Annotated in this window: 14 protein-coding genes; all 14 read right to left on the bottom strand. The window is 30.7% G+C overall.

The features are described 5' to 3' along the window. Nucleotides 1–18: 18 nt before the first annotated feature. On the bottom strand, nt 19–378 hold the full coding sequence (gene spoVAE, locus ACI48Q_RS04785) for a stage V sporulation protein AE (protein WP_474917903.1): 360 nt from the start codon (nt 376–378) through the stop codon (nt 19–21). Continuing rightward, nucleotides 378–1,397: a stage V sporulation protein AD gene (gene spoVAD, locus ACI48Q_RS04780; RefSeq protein WP_474917902.1), complete on the bottom strand. Its 1,020-nt coding sequence runs from the start codon at nt 1,395–1,397 to the stop codon at nt 378–380. Before spoVAD ends, spoVAE begins: the two co-directional genes overlap by 1 nt. Before the next feature lie 5 nt (nt 1,398–1,402). Continuing rightward, nucleotides 1,403–1,855, bottom strand: coding sequence for a stage V sporulation protein AC (spoVAC, locus tag ACI48Q_RS04775; RefSeq protein ID WP_474917901.1), 453 nt, complete (start codon nt 1,853–1,855; stop codon nt 1,403–1,405). A 140-nt stretch (nt 1,856–1,995) separates the two neighbouring features. After that, nucleotides 1,996–2,748 (bottom strand): RNA polymerase sporulation sigma factor SigF, encoded by a 753-nt coding sequence (gene sigF / locus ACI48Q_RS04770; protein WP_474917900.1) that lies wholly within the window; start codon nt 2,746–2,748, stop codon nt 1,996–1,998. Nucleotides 2,749–2,757: 9 nt separating this feature from the next. After that, nucleotides 2,758–3,192, bottom strand: coding sequence for an anti-sigma F factor (spoIIAB, locus tag ACI48Q_RS04765; protein ID WP_474918335.1), 435 nt, complete (start codon nt 3,190–3,192; stop codon nt 2,758–2,760). An 11-nt stretch (nt 3,193–3,203) separates the two neighbouring features. Then, a complete protein-coding gene (gene spoIIAA, locus ACI48Q_RS04760) occupies nt 3,204–3,539 on the bottom strand; it encodes an anti-sigma F factor antagonist (protein ID WP_474917899.1) in 336 nt (111 codons plus the stop codon). Nucleotides 3,540–3,725: 186 nt separating this feature from the next. Continuing rightward, a complete protein-coding gene (locus tag ACI48Q_RS04755; protein ID WP_474917898.1) occupies nt 3,726–5,540 on the bottom strand; it encodes an Eco57I restriction-modification methylase domain-containing protein in 1,815 nt (604 codons plus the stop codon). 107 nt (nt 5,541–5,647) lie between these two features. After that, nucleotides 5,648–6,283: a cyclodeaminase/cyclohydrolase family protein gene (locus tag ACI48Q_RS04750; RefSeq protein ID WP_474917897.1), complete on the bottom strand. Its 636-nt coding sequence runs from the start codon at nt 6,281–6,283 to the stop codon at nt 5,648–5,650. Nucleotides 6,284–6,336: 53 nt separating this feature from the next. Continuing rightward, complete coding sequence (gene hutI / locus ACI48Q_RS04745; protein ID WP_474917896.1) at nt 6,337–7,581, bottom strand: imidazolonepropionase; 1,245 nt, start codon at nt 7,579–7,581, stop codon at nt 6,337–6,339. A gap of 21 nt (nt 7,582–7,602) precedes the next feature. After that, nucleotides 7,603–8,499, bottom strand: coding sequence for a glutamate formimidoyltransferase (ftcD, locus tag ACI48Q_RS04740; protein ID WP_474917894.1), 897 nt, complete (start codon nt 8,497–8,499; stop codon nt 7,603–7,605). 23 nt (nt 8,500–8,522) lie between these two features. After that, complete coding sequence (gene hutH, locus ACI48Q_RS04735) at nt 8,523–10,046, bottom strand: histidine ammonia-lyase (protein ID WP_474917893.1); 1,524 nt, start codon at nt 10,044–10,046, stop codon at nt 8,523–8,525. 231 nt (nt 10,047–10,277) lie between these two features. Further along, entirely contained in the window at nt 10,278–11,162 is an 885-nt protein-coding gene (locus ACI48Q_RS04730; RefSeq protein ID WP_474917892.1) for a DMT family transporter, read from the bottom strand. A gap of 43 nt (nt 11,163–11,205) precedes the next feature. Continuing rightward, nucleotides 11,206–11,856: a sugar transferase gene (locus ACI48Q_RS04725; protein ID WP_474917891.1), complete on the bottom strand. Its 651-nt coding sequence runs from the start codon at nt 11,854–11,856 to the stop codon at nt 11,206–11,208. A gap of 146 nt (nt 11,857–12,002) precedes the next feature. Next, complete coding sequence (locus tag ACI48Q_RS04720) at nt 12,003–13,172, bottom strand: DegT/DnrJ/EryC1/StrS family aminotransferase (protein WP_474917890.1); 1,170 nt, start codon at nt 13,170–13,172, stop codon at nt 12,003–12,005. Nucleotides 13,173–13,178: the final 6 nt, after the last annotated feature.

The following is a 13,178-nucleotide window of genomic DNA, read 5'->3' as shown; positions in this document are numbered from 1 at the left end:
AAGTTAAGAGCTTTTACTTTATTTAGTTTTAGAATTAAATAATACAGACATTATATAGCCAAATACAATAGAGGCCGCTATAGCTCCAGATGCTGCTTTAACTCCCCCTGTAAAGATTCCTATTAATCCAACTTTATCTACTTCTTCAATTGCTCCCTTATATAGAACGTACCCAAAGTTAGGTAATGGAACCCTTGCTCCAGACAGCCCAAAATCAATTAATTTATCGTACAGTCCAAAAAATCCTAGAACCACTCCACTTACTACAAATACAACTAAAATTCTAGAAGGTGTCAATTTAGTAGTATCCATTAAAATCTGTGCAATAACACATATTATTCCTCCAACAATAAATACTTTTATAAAATCTAGTATCATTACTTCTCACCCCCATACTCTAAAACTACTCCATGAGCAATTCCTGGAATAGATTCTCCCTGAAGAGGAGATGTGGTGCTTAGTAATGCACCAGTGGCAACTACTAATACTCTTTTATATTTCCCTTTAAGCATTTCATTATAAATCATGCTACATACTACAGAGGCTGAACACCCAGCTCCACTTCCTCCACAGTTAGTCCCCTGGGTTTCGCAGTCAAATATTTCATCTCCACAGTCAATATAATTTGAACTTATATCATAACCATATTCCTTTAAGAGTTCTATAGTTATTTGCTTTCCAACACTTCCCAAATCACCAGTTACAATAAGGTCATAATCTTTTGGAACTCTTCCAGTATCCTGGAAATGTTGTTTTATAGTATCAACTGCTGCTGGTGACATAGCAGCTCCCATCTCATTAGGATCTGTTATCCCATAATCTTTTACTTTTCCAATAGTCAAATGTGAAACATAGGGATGCATTCCCTTTGTTCCAAGCAATACTGCCCCTGATGCAGTTGCTGTCCATTGTGCAGCAGGAGACCTTTGACTTCCTTGCTCTAAAGGTAATCTAAATTGACGTTCTGCAGATGAAAAATGAGAGGATGCAGAAGCTACCATGTATTCTCCAAAATCTGCTTCAATTGCCATGGATGCCATAGCTATAGCTTCAACAAATGTCGAACATGCGCCATATAAACCTATAAATGGTATGTTAACTTCTCTTGCCATAAATGATGAAGACATGATTTGATTTAATAAATCTCCTGAAAATATACAAGCTATATCTTCTTCCTTTAAGTTAGCTGTACTAATTACCTTCTGAACTGTATAAAGATGCATTTTACTTTCCGCCAATTCATAGCTTTTACATCCACACATATCATCTTCTAATATTTCATGAAATCTTTCACCTAATGGTCCTTCACCCTCTTTAGGTCCAACCACGCTATAGGTAGAAACCACTCTTGGTTTAATTTTTAATTCTAATGTTTGTAATCCCAATTTTCTTGACATATATATTACCACCCAAACAAATAATGTAAAAGACCAACGACTATAGATGCTGATATACTAAATACTAGAACTGGACCTGCTATAATAAACATCTTAGCTGCTACTCCAAATACATATCCTTCTTTTTTGAATTCAATTGCAGGAGATACTATGGAATTAGCAAATCCAGTAATAGGAACTACGGAACCAGCCCCAGCATAGTCTCCAATTTTGTCATAAATTCCTATTCCTGTTAACAATGCTCCTAAAAATACTAGTATTATAGATTCCCAAACACCTGCTTCTAATTTCTCTACACCATAGTATATCAACACTTTAAAAATTATTTCTCCAATTACACATATAACTCCACCAGTCCAAAAAGCTCTAAAGCAATTTTGTAATATTTTAGGCTTTGGCCTTGAGGTTTCATATACTTGTTGAAATTTTTGCTTTATTTTGCTTTCTTTTACCTTCATAAGTTACCTCCTTATTTATTGGTTTTAGAATATAACTATATTGTTTGCATTTTTTTTAGAATTACTCTAAAAGAATGCTTAGCTATTTTATTAATTGTATTTATACTTTAACTAACGAAAAAAGATGCTGTATAGCATCTTTATCCACTTAATTTCTCTTTCATAATTTTTAAAACTTTTTTCTCAATTCTCGATACTTGGACTTGACTAATTCCCATCATTTTTGCCACTTCTATCTGAGTTTTATCTTTAAAATATCTAAGTATTATTATCTGTCTTGACTTCATATCTAATTTATTTAATGCTTCCTTTAAAGCTATTTTATCGATAAGTTCATTATTTTCTTCATAATCTTCACTTAACTTATCTATTAATAGCACTGGAGCTCCATCATCTTGATGTATAGTATCATACAAATATTGCATACTTGTAGATGATTCTAATGCTGTTACTATGTCCTCTTTATCTATTCCTGAAAAAACAGATAGTTCCTCAATGGTGGGCTCTCTTCCCAGTTGCTTTGTCAATGTATCCCTATCATAATGAAGCTTTCTAGCAGTATTTTTAACACTACGACTTATTTTTATCATTCCATCATCTCTTAAAAATCGCTTTATTTCTCCTATAATCATAGGCACAGCATAAGTAGAAAATTTAACATTAAATTTTGCATCAAAATTATTTATAGCTTTAACAAGTCCTATACATCCAATTTGGAAAATATCATCATACTCATATCCTCTATTTAAAAATTTTTTACTTATAGAAGATACTAGCGGTAAATTCATTTGAGTAAGATACTCCATAGCTGCCCTGTCACCATCTTTTGCAAGTTTTATAAGTTCTGTATTATCATCATAATTATAGTTATTTTTATGAACTTTATCACTCATATTTTTCACCTATCTTACAGATTTAAAAACTTTTTTCATTGTAATAACTGTTCCTTTTCCTTCTTCTGATTCAACCTTAAGGCTATCCATAAAGGTTTCCATCACAGTAAACCCCATACCTGATCTTTCAAGATCTGGTCTAGATGTGTATAATGGCTGCATAGCTAATCCTAAATTTAATATACCTTTACCACTGTCTTTTACTATTACAGTTAACTCATTTTCATCAATTGTTCCCTCTATAGTTACAAAGTTATCTTTACTTTCACACCCATATCCATGAATAATAGCATTTGTTACAGCTTCTGATACTGCAGTTTTTACGTCACTGATTTCATCTAATGTCGGGTCTAACTGTGATGCAAATGCTGCTACAACAACTCTAGCGAAGCTTTCATTATTAGATGAGCTAGTAAATTTTATTTCCATTCTATTTTCCATAATAATTCCCCCCACTAAATACCATTTAACGCATCTTCAACCTTGTCATATAAAGAAATAATTTTATGCATTCCTGACAATTCAAATATTCGCTTTACTGATGATTTTACATTAGTAACACAGACAATACCATTTTTTACTGTCATTTTCTTATATCTTCCTATAACTACGCCTATACCAGAGCTGTCCATAAAATTTACACCTTCAAAATTAAAAATTAGATTCTTATAGTTTTCTTTATCTAATACATCGTCAACTCTGCTTCTAACTTCCTCAGCTGAATGATGATCTAGCTCACCTTGTAGATAAACTATTAGATTCTCTTCTACAGGTTCAAATTTTAATATCATTTATATCCCTCCACCTATTATTATATTCTATTTTTTACCATTTATTCTTGATATAGTTATTATACACTAAAAAATAGTAATATTACAGTTTTTCCCTAAATATTTATCTTTATTTTTATTTTTTGCCTATTTATATAAAAAAAGTTTTACAGTAACACTTTACCTTACCGTAAAACAAATAATTTATTATATTATATAGCTGCTTTCTATTGTATCAATCTCATTATTATTGAAGTTAAAGAAGTTATACAATTCATCTTCCGTAAACTCACAAAAGTAGCTTATATTAGGAATTTTTAATCTCATTACCGTGTTAGGATAATACTCGTATATATCTCCCCCTAATTTTTTTGCAAAAGTTTTAAAATAAAAATTATAAGTCTTACTATTTAATATATATAATAAGAATTCATGATTCATATATAAGTTTTTCTTACACTCTTCTTTAAGTCTTAAAGCGTATATATCAGCACTAAAATAGCTTCCTCTATCAATAATAAATTTATTTTTATTGCATTTATAAGGAAATATTATCTTTTCCTCCTCAAAAATACTAGTATTTCTACCCCATTGTAGCTCATACCATCTTCTTATGCCTATTTTACATTCTCTTCTATTTTCTAATTTTTCCTTATATTTCTTGATATAAGTTAATGCATTGCTATAATTTTTTTCATCTTTTATTATATTTGAATAAATAATATAATTTATATTTGAACTTGATTTCTTATTTATATAACTACTCTTAATCCAAGACTTAAGTAATTCCCTTTCTATGTTGTTTTCTATGGCCCTTTGCTCATCTAAAATAAAAGCTTTATCACATCCTGTAATTATTCCTTGATAACTATTACATATTTCTTCTAGACTTAAACTACATTTCTTTTCTATAGTCCTTACAATATTGATAGTTTCTAAATTTCCTATAATCCAATTAGAATTGCCTAACTCAGAGTTTTTCATATAAAACTCTTGAATTTTTTTATCTGCTTTATTTTTATCTGCTCTATAAAATACTGCTAGATTGAACTCTTCACCCTTGGTATCACATGGATTAGGTTTTATTACCTTCAACATCCTGTCTTCTTGCTCTTTAATCATAAAAACAATTACTGGATCAATGCCAACTCCTTTAAATGGTCTTACTCCATAGAAATCTATTATTTTATAGAAATTCATACTACCTGATATATAATTTCTTAGAGCTCTTCCACTAATAGATTCTAAAAAATATCTTGAGGTTATGAAACCAATTTTCCCTCCATTACATAATATATCTATAGATTTCTTAATAAAACAATATGATATATCACTCTTATCTTTATATACATCTTTAAATTCTTTTTTTAATCTTAATCCATACTCTCTATCTATAAATTTACTCCCTATATATGGTGGGTTTCCTATAATAATATTATATTTGCCCTTATAATGGTTATAGAATAAAAAATCCTCGTCACATATATTTTCAATTAGCACTCCTGTGATTCTAAAAATATCTATAGTGAGAATATATATTGCTAACTTATCTATTTCAAAACAGTTTATATTATTTTTTATAATATGCTCATATATATCTTCTGATTCTAAATATAAACCATGCTCTAAATTAATTTTGCTAAGATTATTTTCTATTATTTTATGTAAATGTTCTATTAGTGGTAATGTTATATTCCCTATACCACAGCAGGGGTCTAGTATTTTCATCCTAGGATTTTCTAAGTATTCTTCTTCTAATATAGTATTTTCTATTATGTATTTTGATATAATTTCAGGAGTATATACTATACCTTCATATCTCCCCTTAATTTTATCATTTTTTATAATATTGTAAAAAAAATCTCCTATGGTATTGTTTTTGTCTATAAAAAACTTATCATAAAAACTTTCTATTACCTTTTTTCTTATAAATATATCCTTTGATTCTTTTACTATTCCATACAAATTTTCTATTTCTTTAGACAATAACGAGAGTTTGTCTTCTAATAATTTTTTCTTCATATCTACTCAACTCCCCACTAATGAATATCTATATATTTATTAGTATAATGTACTCATCTTCGGTAGTAAAATATAAACTCAGCAAATGCTGAGTTTATAAATAAATATTACATATGTTCATTTACAACAGTTAAAATTTCTGATTGTTTTGCTAAGCCTTTTTCCCTTAGCTCTCTTAGCTGTGATGATATTTCTGATACATACTCGGAATCTTTTATAGATGATAGATTTATTTTTACATTCATTATAGCTCCTTCTATAGCGCATTGAGCTAATAATGCTGCAACTCCACCATCTGATATAGTGTTTTTATTTCCATATTTAACACTGATTAAAATGCTTTCATACATTTCATAAGCTTTTTTAGCTACTGATAATGGCACTGCTATAGCCTCTTTATATCCCTCTTGTATCTTTGCACTTCTGATTGCTTTATCTTCGTCAGTTTCTTTTGGAAGTTTAAGTGCATTCATTACTCCAGTAAATGCCTCTGTGTCCTCATTCATTAAAGTTAAAAACTCATTTTTTAAATCACTAGTTATAGCTAAATGTTTATTAACTAAACCTTTTTCTTCTTCATTTAATGCTTCATATACTTTTTTACCTACAGTTAAATTAAATACCATAGAGCCAAGAGCACTACTTAATGAGCCACATAGTGCTGCTACGCTTCCCCCACCTGGTGCTGGCGAATTAGAGCCTAATTCCTCTATAAAATCCTTTACAGTTTTATTATCTAACATATAAATTCTCCTCCTTTAAAATATAGGTGGCAATATGCCACCTATTAAATCTCTTATCTATCTACAACTATTTTACCATTTTTAATTACTTTTTCCACACAATTTACTCCAAAATGATAAATTAGATAGTTTAAATTTTTACTATTAAATATAACTATATCAGCTTTCTTACCAACCTCTATAGAACCAATAGATTTTTCTCTATTTATGGCACAAGCTGAATTAATAGTCATAGCATTAATAATTTCTTCAGGTAACATTCTCATACCAAAGCACGCATAGCTCATAACATTCTGCATGGATTCAGTTGGTGATGTTCCTGGGTTACAATCTGTTGCAAGAGCTACAGCCACATTATTGTCTATCATCTCTCTAGCCCTAGCATATCTTCCAAGCATAAGATAAAAAGCAGTTGAAGGCAATAGTACCGCTACTACATCATTATCAGCTAATGCCTTGATACCTTCATCTGAAGCTGCAATTAAATGCTCTGCTGAAATGCATTTAAGTTCTCCAGCAAGTTCTGCTCCACTTACTGATTCTACCTCATCTCCATGAAGCTTTAATTTAAAGCCATACTCTTTAGCTCTCCTAAGAATTTCCCTACATTCCTCTGTGGTAAACACTCCCTCTTCACAAAAACAATCCACAAATTCTGCTAGCTTATTCTCTGAAATATGCGGAAGCATTTCATCTATTATAATTCTTATAAATTCTTTTCTATTTTCCTTATACTCAGTTGGTACAGCATGTGCTCCCATAAAAGTTGAAACTATATCTATTGGATGATCTTCATTTAGTTTTTTATTTACCTGTAATATCTTAACCTCTGTTTCCAAATCCAATCCATATCCAGATTTACTCTCTACTGTGGTAGTTCCATGATTTAGCATTATATCTAATCTTGCTCTTGTTTGCATCATCAGCTCTTCTATAGAGGCTTTTCTTGTATTTTTTACTGTACTTAATATACCTCCACCCATTTTTAAGATTTCAATATATCCAACCTTATTTAATTTTAATGGTAATTCATTCTCTCTACTTCCATCATAAACTACATGAGTATGAGGGTCTACAAGTCCTGGTGTAACTGTTTTTCCCGTTCCGTCAATTATTATAGAATCTGCTTTTATATGTGAATTATATTCCTCTCCGCTACCAACGGCAGTAATATAATCCTTATCTACTACAATATAACCATTTTCTATAATTTTAGCATCCTTCATCTGTGGACCTTTTTTCTTATGACTTCCTTCGCAGGTTACTAAACAATTAATATTCTTTATTATAATACTCATGGTATCAACTCCTAATTTAGGCTATTCATTAACTCTTTTTTCTAATATTTGATCCATAGAAAAATTCTCTATTTGTAAATAATATTCCGCACTACTAATTAATGCCGCCATAGGTAAAAGTCCTATAACCTCACTACCTATTACAGGTACTCCATATCTTTGAGCTTCCATTTTAACCATTTCAAAAGCTCTATATACTGCTGTCTTCTCATAATTCACTAGGTTCATTGAAACCTGAGCTATATTTCTATCCTCTAATTTAACCCCCATAGCCTTAACATATCTAAGACCTCCACCTAAATGTCTAACAGTTTTAGCTATTTTATCTGCAATCTCTATCTTATCTGTACCTAAATTAACATTAAACGCTACTAATGGTTGTCTAGCTGATACCGCTATACATCCTCCTTTAACATTAACTTCTGATGGACCATAATCTGGCTTCCACATGTCCTCTTTAATTTTTGTGAAAAATCCTTCGTATTGCCCTTTTCTAACTGTAGCTAAGTTCTCTCTATGTGGTGCTGTAGCAGCTTTTTCATAAAGATATACTGGTATATTAAAGTTTTCTCCTATGGTCTTACCTATTCTATTAGCTATTTCTACACATTCATCCATAGTTACATCTTGGATTGGAACAAATGGAACTACATCTAATGCTCCCATTCTTGGATGTTCCCCAGTGTGTGTAGTCATATCTATTGATTCATAAACTCTCTCAGCCATAGCTATGATAGCTTTTTCTAGTGCATCAGGATTTCCTACTACTGTAACTACAGTTCTATTGTGGTCAGCATCACTAGAATAGTCTAATAATTTTACTCCATCAACCCCTCTAAATACATCTATAATTCTTTCTATCTTTTCTTTTTCTCTCCCCTCACTAAAGTTTGGAATACACTCAACTATTTTAGCCATAAAAAAACCCTCCTATTTTATCTTTAATAATTTATTTTAATAACTTCTTCTACACTGTTAACTATTTGTCCACTCTTAATAAGCTCTGTTACCTTATCTATTTCTTTATACATAACTACATCATTCTCAATAAAATCTACAACATCTCTAACTTTTTCATAAGCCTTGCTAGTTCCTTTTCCTAAAGTTTTATCTTCTCTAAAATCTATAGCTTGACATGCTGCTAATATCTCTGTTGCAACTACTCTCTCTACATTTCTTATTATATCTCTAGCTTTTCTAGCAGCTATAGTTCCCATACTTACATGGTCTTCTTGATTTGCAGAAGATGGTATAGAATCTACACTAGCTGGGTGAGCTAAAATCTTGTTTTCAGATACTAGGGCTGCAGCTGCATATTGAGTTATCATAAATCCTGAATTTAGTCCCCCATGTTTTACTAAGAAAGCTGGTAAATCATTTAGTTGATAATTTATAAGTCTTTCTAGTCTTCTTTCAGATACATTTCCAAGTTCGCTCATAGCAATTCCTAAAAAGTCAAAACTCAATGCCATTGGTTGTCCATGGAAATTACCTCCTGATATTACATCACCTTCTTCTGTTACTATTGGATTATCTGTTACTGAATTTATCTCTATCTCTACTTTATTTTTCACATAATTCAATGCATCCTTAGAAGCACCATGAATTTGAGGAATACATCTTAGTGTATAAGCATCCTGAACTCTTATCTCCCCTTGTCTAGTTGCTAGTAAGCTTCCCTCTAATAGGTTCAATATGTTTTTAGCTGTATTAACTTGTCCTTCATGAGGACGAATGCTATGTGTTCTTGGATCAAAGGCATCCTTTATTCCTCTTAGCGCTTCTATAGTTAAAGCTGAAGCTATTTCTGTAGATTTGATTAAGTTAATTCCATCACATACAGCTAATGCTCCTACTGCAGTCATAACTTGAGTTCCATTTATAAGAGCTAGTCCCTCTTTAGCAACTAATTCTACTACTTCTATTCCTGCTCTCTTCATAGCTTCTTTTCCATTTAAGATTTCACCCTTATATTCTGCCTCACCTTCACCTATCATAGGAAGAACCATATGTGATAATGGTGCTAAATCCCCTGATGCTCCAAGTGAACCTTTTTCAGGTATTTGTGGATGAACTTGTTTATTCAACATCTCTATTAAAGTTTTTAATGTAGATAATCTAATACCTGAGTATCCTTTAGATAATGCATTAGCTCTAAGTAATATTATTGTTCTAACTATATCCTTTTCTAAGAAGCTTCCAAATCCACAAGCATGTGATATAATTAAATTTCTTTGAAGTGTTTTACAATCCTCACCTGATATTGATACATCTGAAAACTTTCCAAATCCTGTAGTTATCCCATATATGACTTCATTATTTTCAACTATTTTATCTACTATGCTTCTAGATTTTTTAACTCTTTCTTCTGCATCTTTACTCAACTCAACTTCATAGTTATTTCTTGATACATTTATGATGTCTTCTAATGTCAAACTATTTCCATCAATTATTACTTTTTTCATAGTACTCCTCCTACAATAATAAATATGTATTAAATCTATATTGTTCTATATACTAGTATTCTTTAAAACTATTGAAACCCCTCTATTTTTATCCACTGTAAATTGTCTGAATATTTTTAATATGATATCGGTTTAGCACACTAAAGGGTTTGCAGAATTGACTCTTACAATATCTGCCCTATTTAAAATAGAAAAACAATCCTTATATTCAAAGATTGTTCTATAATATATCTATATATGCTCTTCAACTGTTCCCTTTGCTAGTAAAATCATAGCTCCTATTATGAGTATTGATCCAATAATAATTCTTGTATTTACTGGCTCTCCTAATATTAATATTCCTAATATTAAACTAACTATAGGCTCCAAAGTACTGAATATAGCCGCATTACTAGCTCCTATCATCTTTACCCCTTGTATAAAAGCCTTTAATGCTACTATAGTAGAAATAAAAGCTAAAACTACTATTGAAATTAAACCATAAAAACTTATATGAAATACTAATTCATTAGAAGCTGCTCCACTAATTAATCCTACAACTCCAGATATAACTGAAATATAAAAAGTAGTAACATAACTATCTATATTAACCAAATTCTTATTTGATGCAGCTATAATATAAACTGCATAGCATAATGCTGCACCTATAACCATAAATAAACCTTTATTACTATAAATAGATGAATTTATATCCATCATAATAAGCATCCCAATTAAAGTAAATACCAAACATATTATTTTAATTGGTTTTAATTTTTCTTTATATATGATAACTGACAGCACCATCACTATTACAGGATAACAATAAATTATTGTAGTTGCCATACCCGTTGAAATATAGTTATAAGAGCTGAATAATAACACTGAGGTTAATGAACTCAATAACCCTACCACTAACATGTATTTTACTTGTATTTTATTTAATTTAAGTGAAAGTTTTCTATCTTTTATGTAGTATAACAGTATTAGAGCTGCAAATGTAAATCTCAGCCATAAGGTTGTTACTGCATTAGCTCCTCCTCTATAGGCAAGTTTAGCCAAAATAGGCATAACACCAAAGCCAATGGCTGATATAACTATGTAGCATATTCCTTTAATGTAATTTTTCTTATCCATTTTCTCCCCCTAATAATATGTAAAAACATTAATGACATAATATTTAAAATGCACCTTCACTTTTAAACACCTTAAATACTGTCAAAAATAAAATTTTAATATCATACCATACAGAAAAGTTATTTATATATTTTAAATCATATTCTACAGTTTTGCCTAATTCTATTTCTCCTCTACCACTAATCTGAGCAAGCCCTGTTATTCCAGGCAAAACCAAAAGTCTTTGAAAATAGCTTTCCGGATAATATTTTACTACCTCTGGTATTTCTGGTCTAGGTCCAACCAAACTCATAGTTCCAAATAACACATTAAATAATTGAGGTATCTCATCTAAGCTAGTTTTTCTTAAAAACCCTCCGACTTTAGTTATTCTATTATCATTTTTAGTCTGAAATACAAAATTATTAACATTCTCAGGATCGATTTCTAATTCTCTCTTGCTCTCAGCTGATACTACCATAGTTCTAAATTTATATATGGTAAAATTTTTGCCCTCTTTCCCAACTCTAATTTGTCTAAAAATCACAGGCCCCTTACTATCTAATTTTATAGCTATTCCTATAATTAAATATATGGGTGACAATATTAATATACCTATTAAAGATAATACTATATCCATAATTCTCTTTAGAAAAAATTGAAATTTTCTACCATTTATCTTTTTATCTACATCTATATGTATGTTTTTTTCCAAATTTACTCCTCCTCAAAATGGATTGAAAATACTATAATTTATTATTTCCATATATTCAGTATTTTACATTGGAAATAAATTAATTACAATGCTTAATTTTCTTTATAAAACCCCCACCTTTTATGTATAAAAGATGGAGGTTAAATTTATTTTTTATGACTACTTATAATCTTTTCTACGGCATTAATTACATCCTGTACATCTTGGCTATTCATTCTAGGATATAATGGCAAAGATACTATAGTATCAAAGTACTTCTCTGCTACAGGAAAATTCCCTTCCTTATAACCATATGTATTTTTATAGTAGCTCATTAAGTGTACTGGTATAAAATGAACACTTGTACCTATGTTTTCTTCTGCCATCAATTCTATGAATTTATCTCTATCTATTGTAAGTTTCTCTAAATCAAGTCTTAGTACATATAGATGCCATGAGTGATCTGTATAATCAGCTACTTTTGGAGTTATCACACCGGCTAACTTGTTAAAAGCTTTATTATATTCTTTTTCTATCTCCAAACGTCTGGCTTGCATAGCTGGCAATTTATCCATTTGCCTTAATCCTAATGCTGCCTGAATATCAAACATATTATATTTATATCCTGGATATTCTATGTCATATCTCCAGGCTCCACCCTTACCATATCTGTTCCAAGCAGCTTTGCTCATTCCATGGGTAGATAATATTCTAGCCTTCTCGGCTATGTCCTCTCTGTTAGTGGTTAGCATACCACCTTCACCAGTACATATATTTTTAGTTGCATAAAAACTAAAGCATGCACAATCACCTTTTTTACCTATCAAGTCTCCCTTATAGAAGGTATCAATAGCATGAGCTGCATCTTCTGAAACAAACAGATTATATTTTTTAGCTATATCTCTAATTTTATCCATATCGCATGCTTGACCTGTATAGTGCACTGGAACTATAGCTTTTGTTTTATCTGTTATCTTCTCTTCTATTTTATTTACATCTATACAAAAAGTTACAGGGTCTACATCAACAAATACTGGAGTGGCTCCTGTATGTATTATAGTATTTGCTGTTGCTGCGAAAGTCATAGGCGTAGTTATAACTTCGTCTCCTTGCCCTATTCCTGCTGCTACTAATGCTATATGAAGCGCTGCGGTTGCAGAATTCATTGCAATTGCATACTTTGCTCCTGTATATTCAGCAAATCTCTTTTCTAGTTCTATAGTTCTTGGTCCTTTTGCAACCCATCCTGATTTTAGTGTATCTACAACTTCATTTATGTCACTTTCATCAATTAATGGTAATGCATAAGGTAAAAAGCTCTCTCTTGTCTTTGACATATATGT

It is taken from the genome of Clostridium sp. LXY-7, from assembly GCF_056172015.1.
This window is presented reverse-complemented; position numbering and strand designations above follow the sequence as displayed.

What these genes read in the sequence shown, in the direction of transcription:
- spoVAE (WP_474917903.1), bottom strand. Translation starts at nt 378, where the DNA reads ATGATACTAGATTTTATAAAAGTATTTATTGTTGGAGGAATAATATGT.
- spoVAD (WP_474917902.1), bottom strand. Translation starts at nt 1,397, where the DNA reads ATGTCAAGAAAATTGGGATTACAAACATTAGAATTAAAAATTAAACCA.
- spoVAC (WP_474917901.1), bottom strand. Translation starts at nt 1,855, where the DNA reads ATGAAGGTAAAAGAAAGCAAAATAAAGCAAAAATTTCAACAAGTATAT.
- sigF (WP_474917900.1), bottom strand. Translation starts at nt 2,748, where the DNA reads ATGAGTGATAAAGTTCATAAAAATAACTATAATTATGATGATAATACA.
- spoIIAA (WP_474917899.1), bottom strand. Translation starts at nt 3,539, where the DNA reads ATGATATTAAAATTTGAACCTGTAGAAGAGAATCTAATAGTTTATCTA.
- ACI48Q_RS04755 (WP_474917898.1), bottom strand. Translation starts at nt 5,540, where the DNA reads ATGAAGAAAAAATTATTAGAAGACAAACTCTCGTTATTGTCTAAAGAA.
- ACI48Q_RS04750 (WP_474917897.1), bottom strand. Translation starts at nt 6,283, where the DNA reads ATGTTAGATAATAAAACTGTAAAGGATTTTATAGAGGAATTAGGCTCT.
- hutI (WP_474917896.1), bottom strand. Translation starts at nt 7,581, where the DNA reads ATGAGTATTATAATAAAGAATATTAATTGTTTAGTAACCTGCGAAGGA.
- ftcD (WP_474917894.1), bottom strand. Translation starts at nt 8,499, where the DNA reads ATGGCTAAAATAGTTGAGTGTATTCCAAACTTTAGTGAGGGGAGAGAA.
- hutH (WP_474917893.1), bottom strand. Translation starts at nt 10,046, where the DNA reads ATGAAAAAAGTAATAATTGATGGAAATAGTTTGACATTAGAAGACATC.
- ACI48Q_RS04730 (WP_474917892.1), bottom strand. Translation starts at nt 11,162, where the DNA reads ATGGATAAGAAAAATTACATTAAAGGAATATGCTACATAGTTATATCA.
- ACI48Q_RS04720 (WP_474917890.1), bottom strand. Translation starts at nt 13,172, where the DNA reads ATGTCAAAGACAAGAGAGAGCTTTTTACCTTATGCATTACCATTAATT.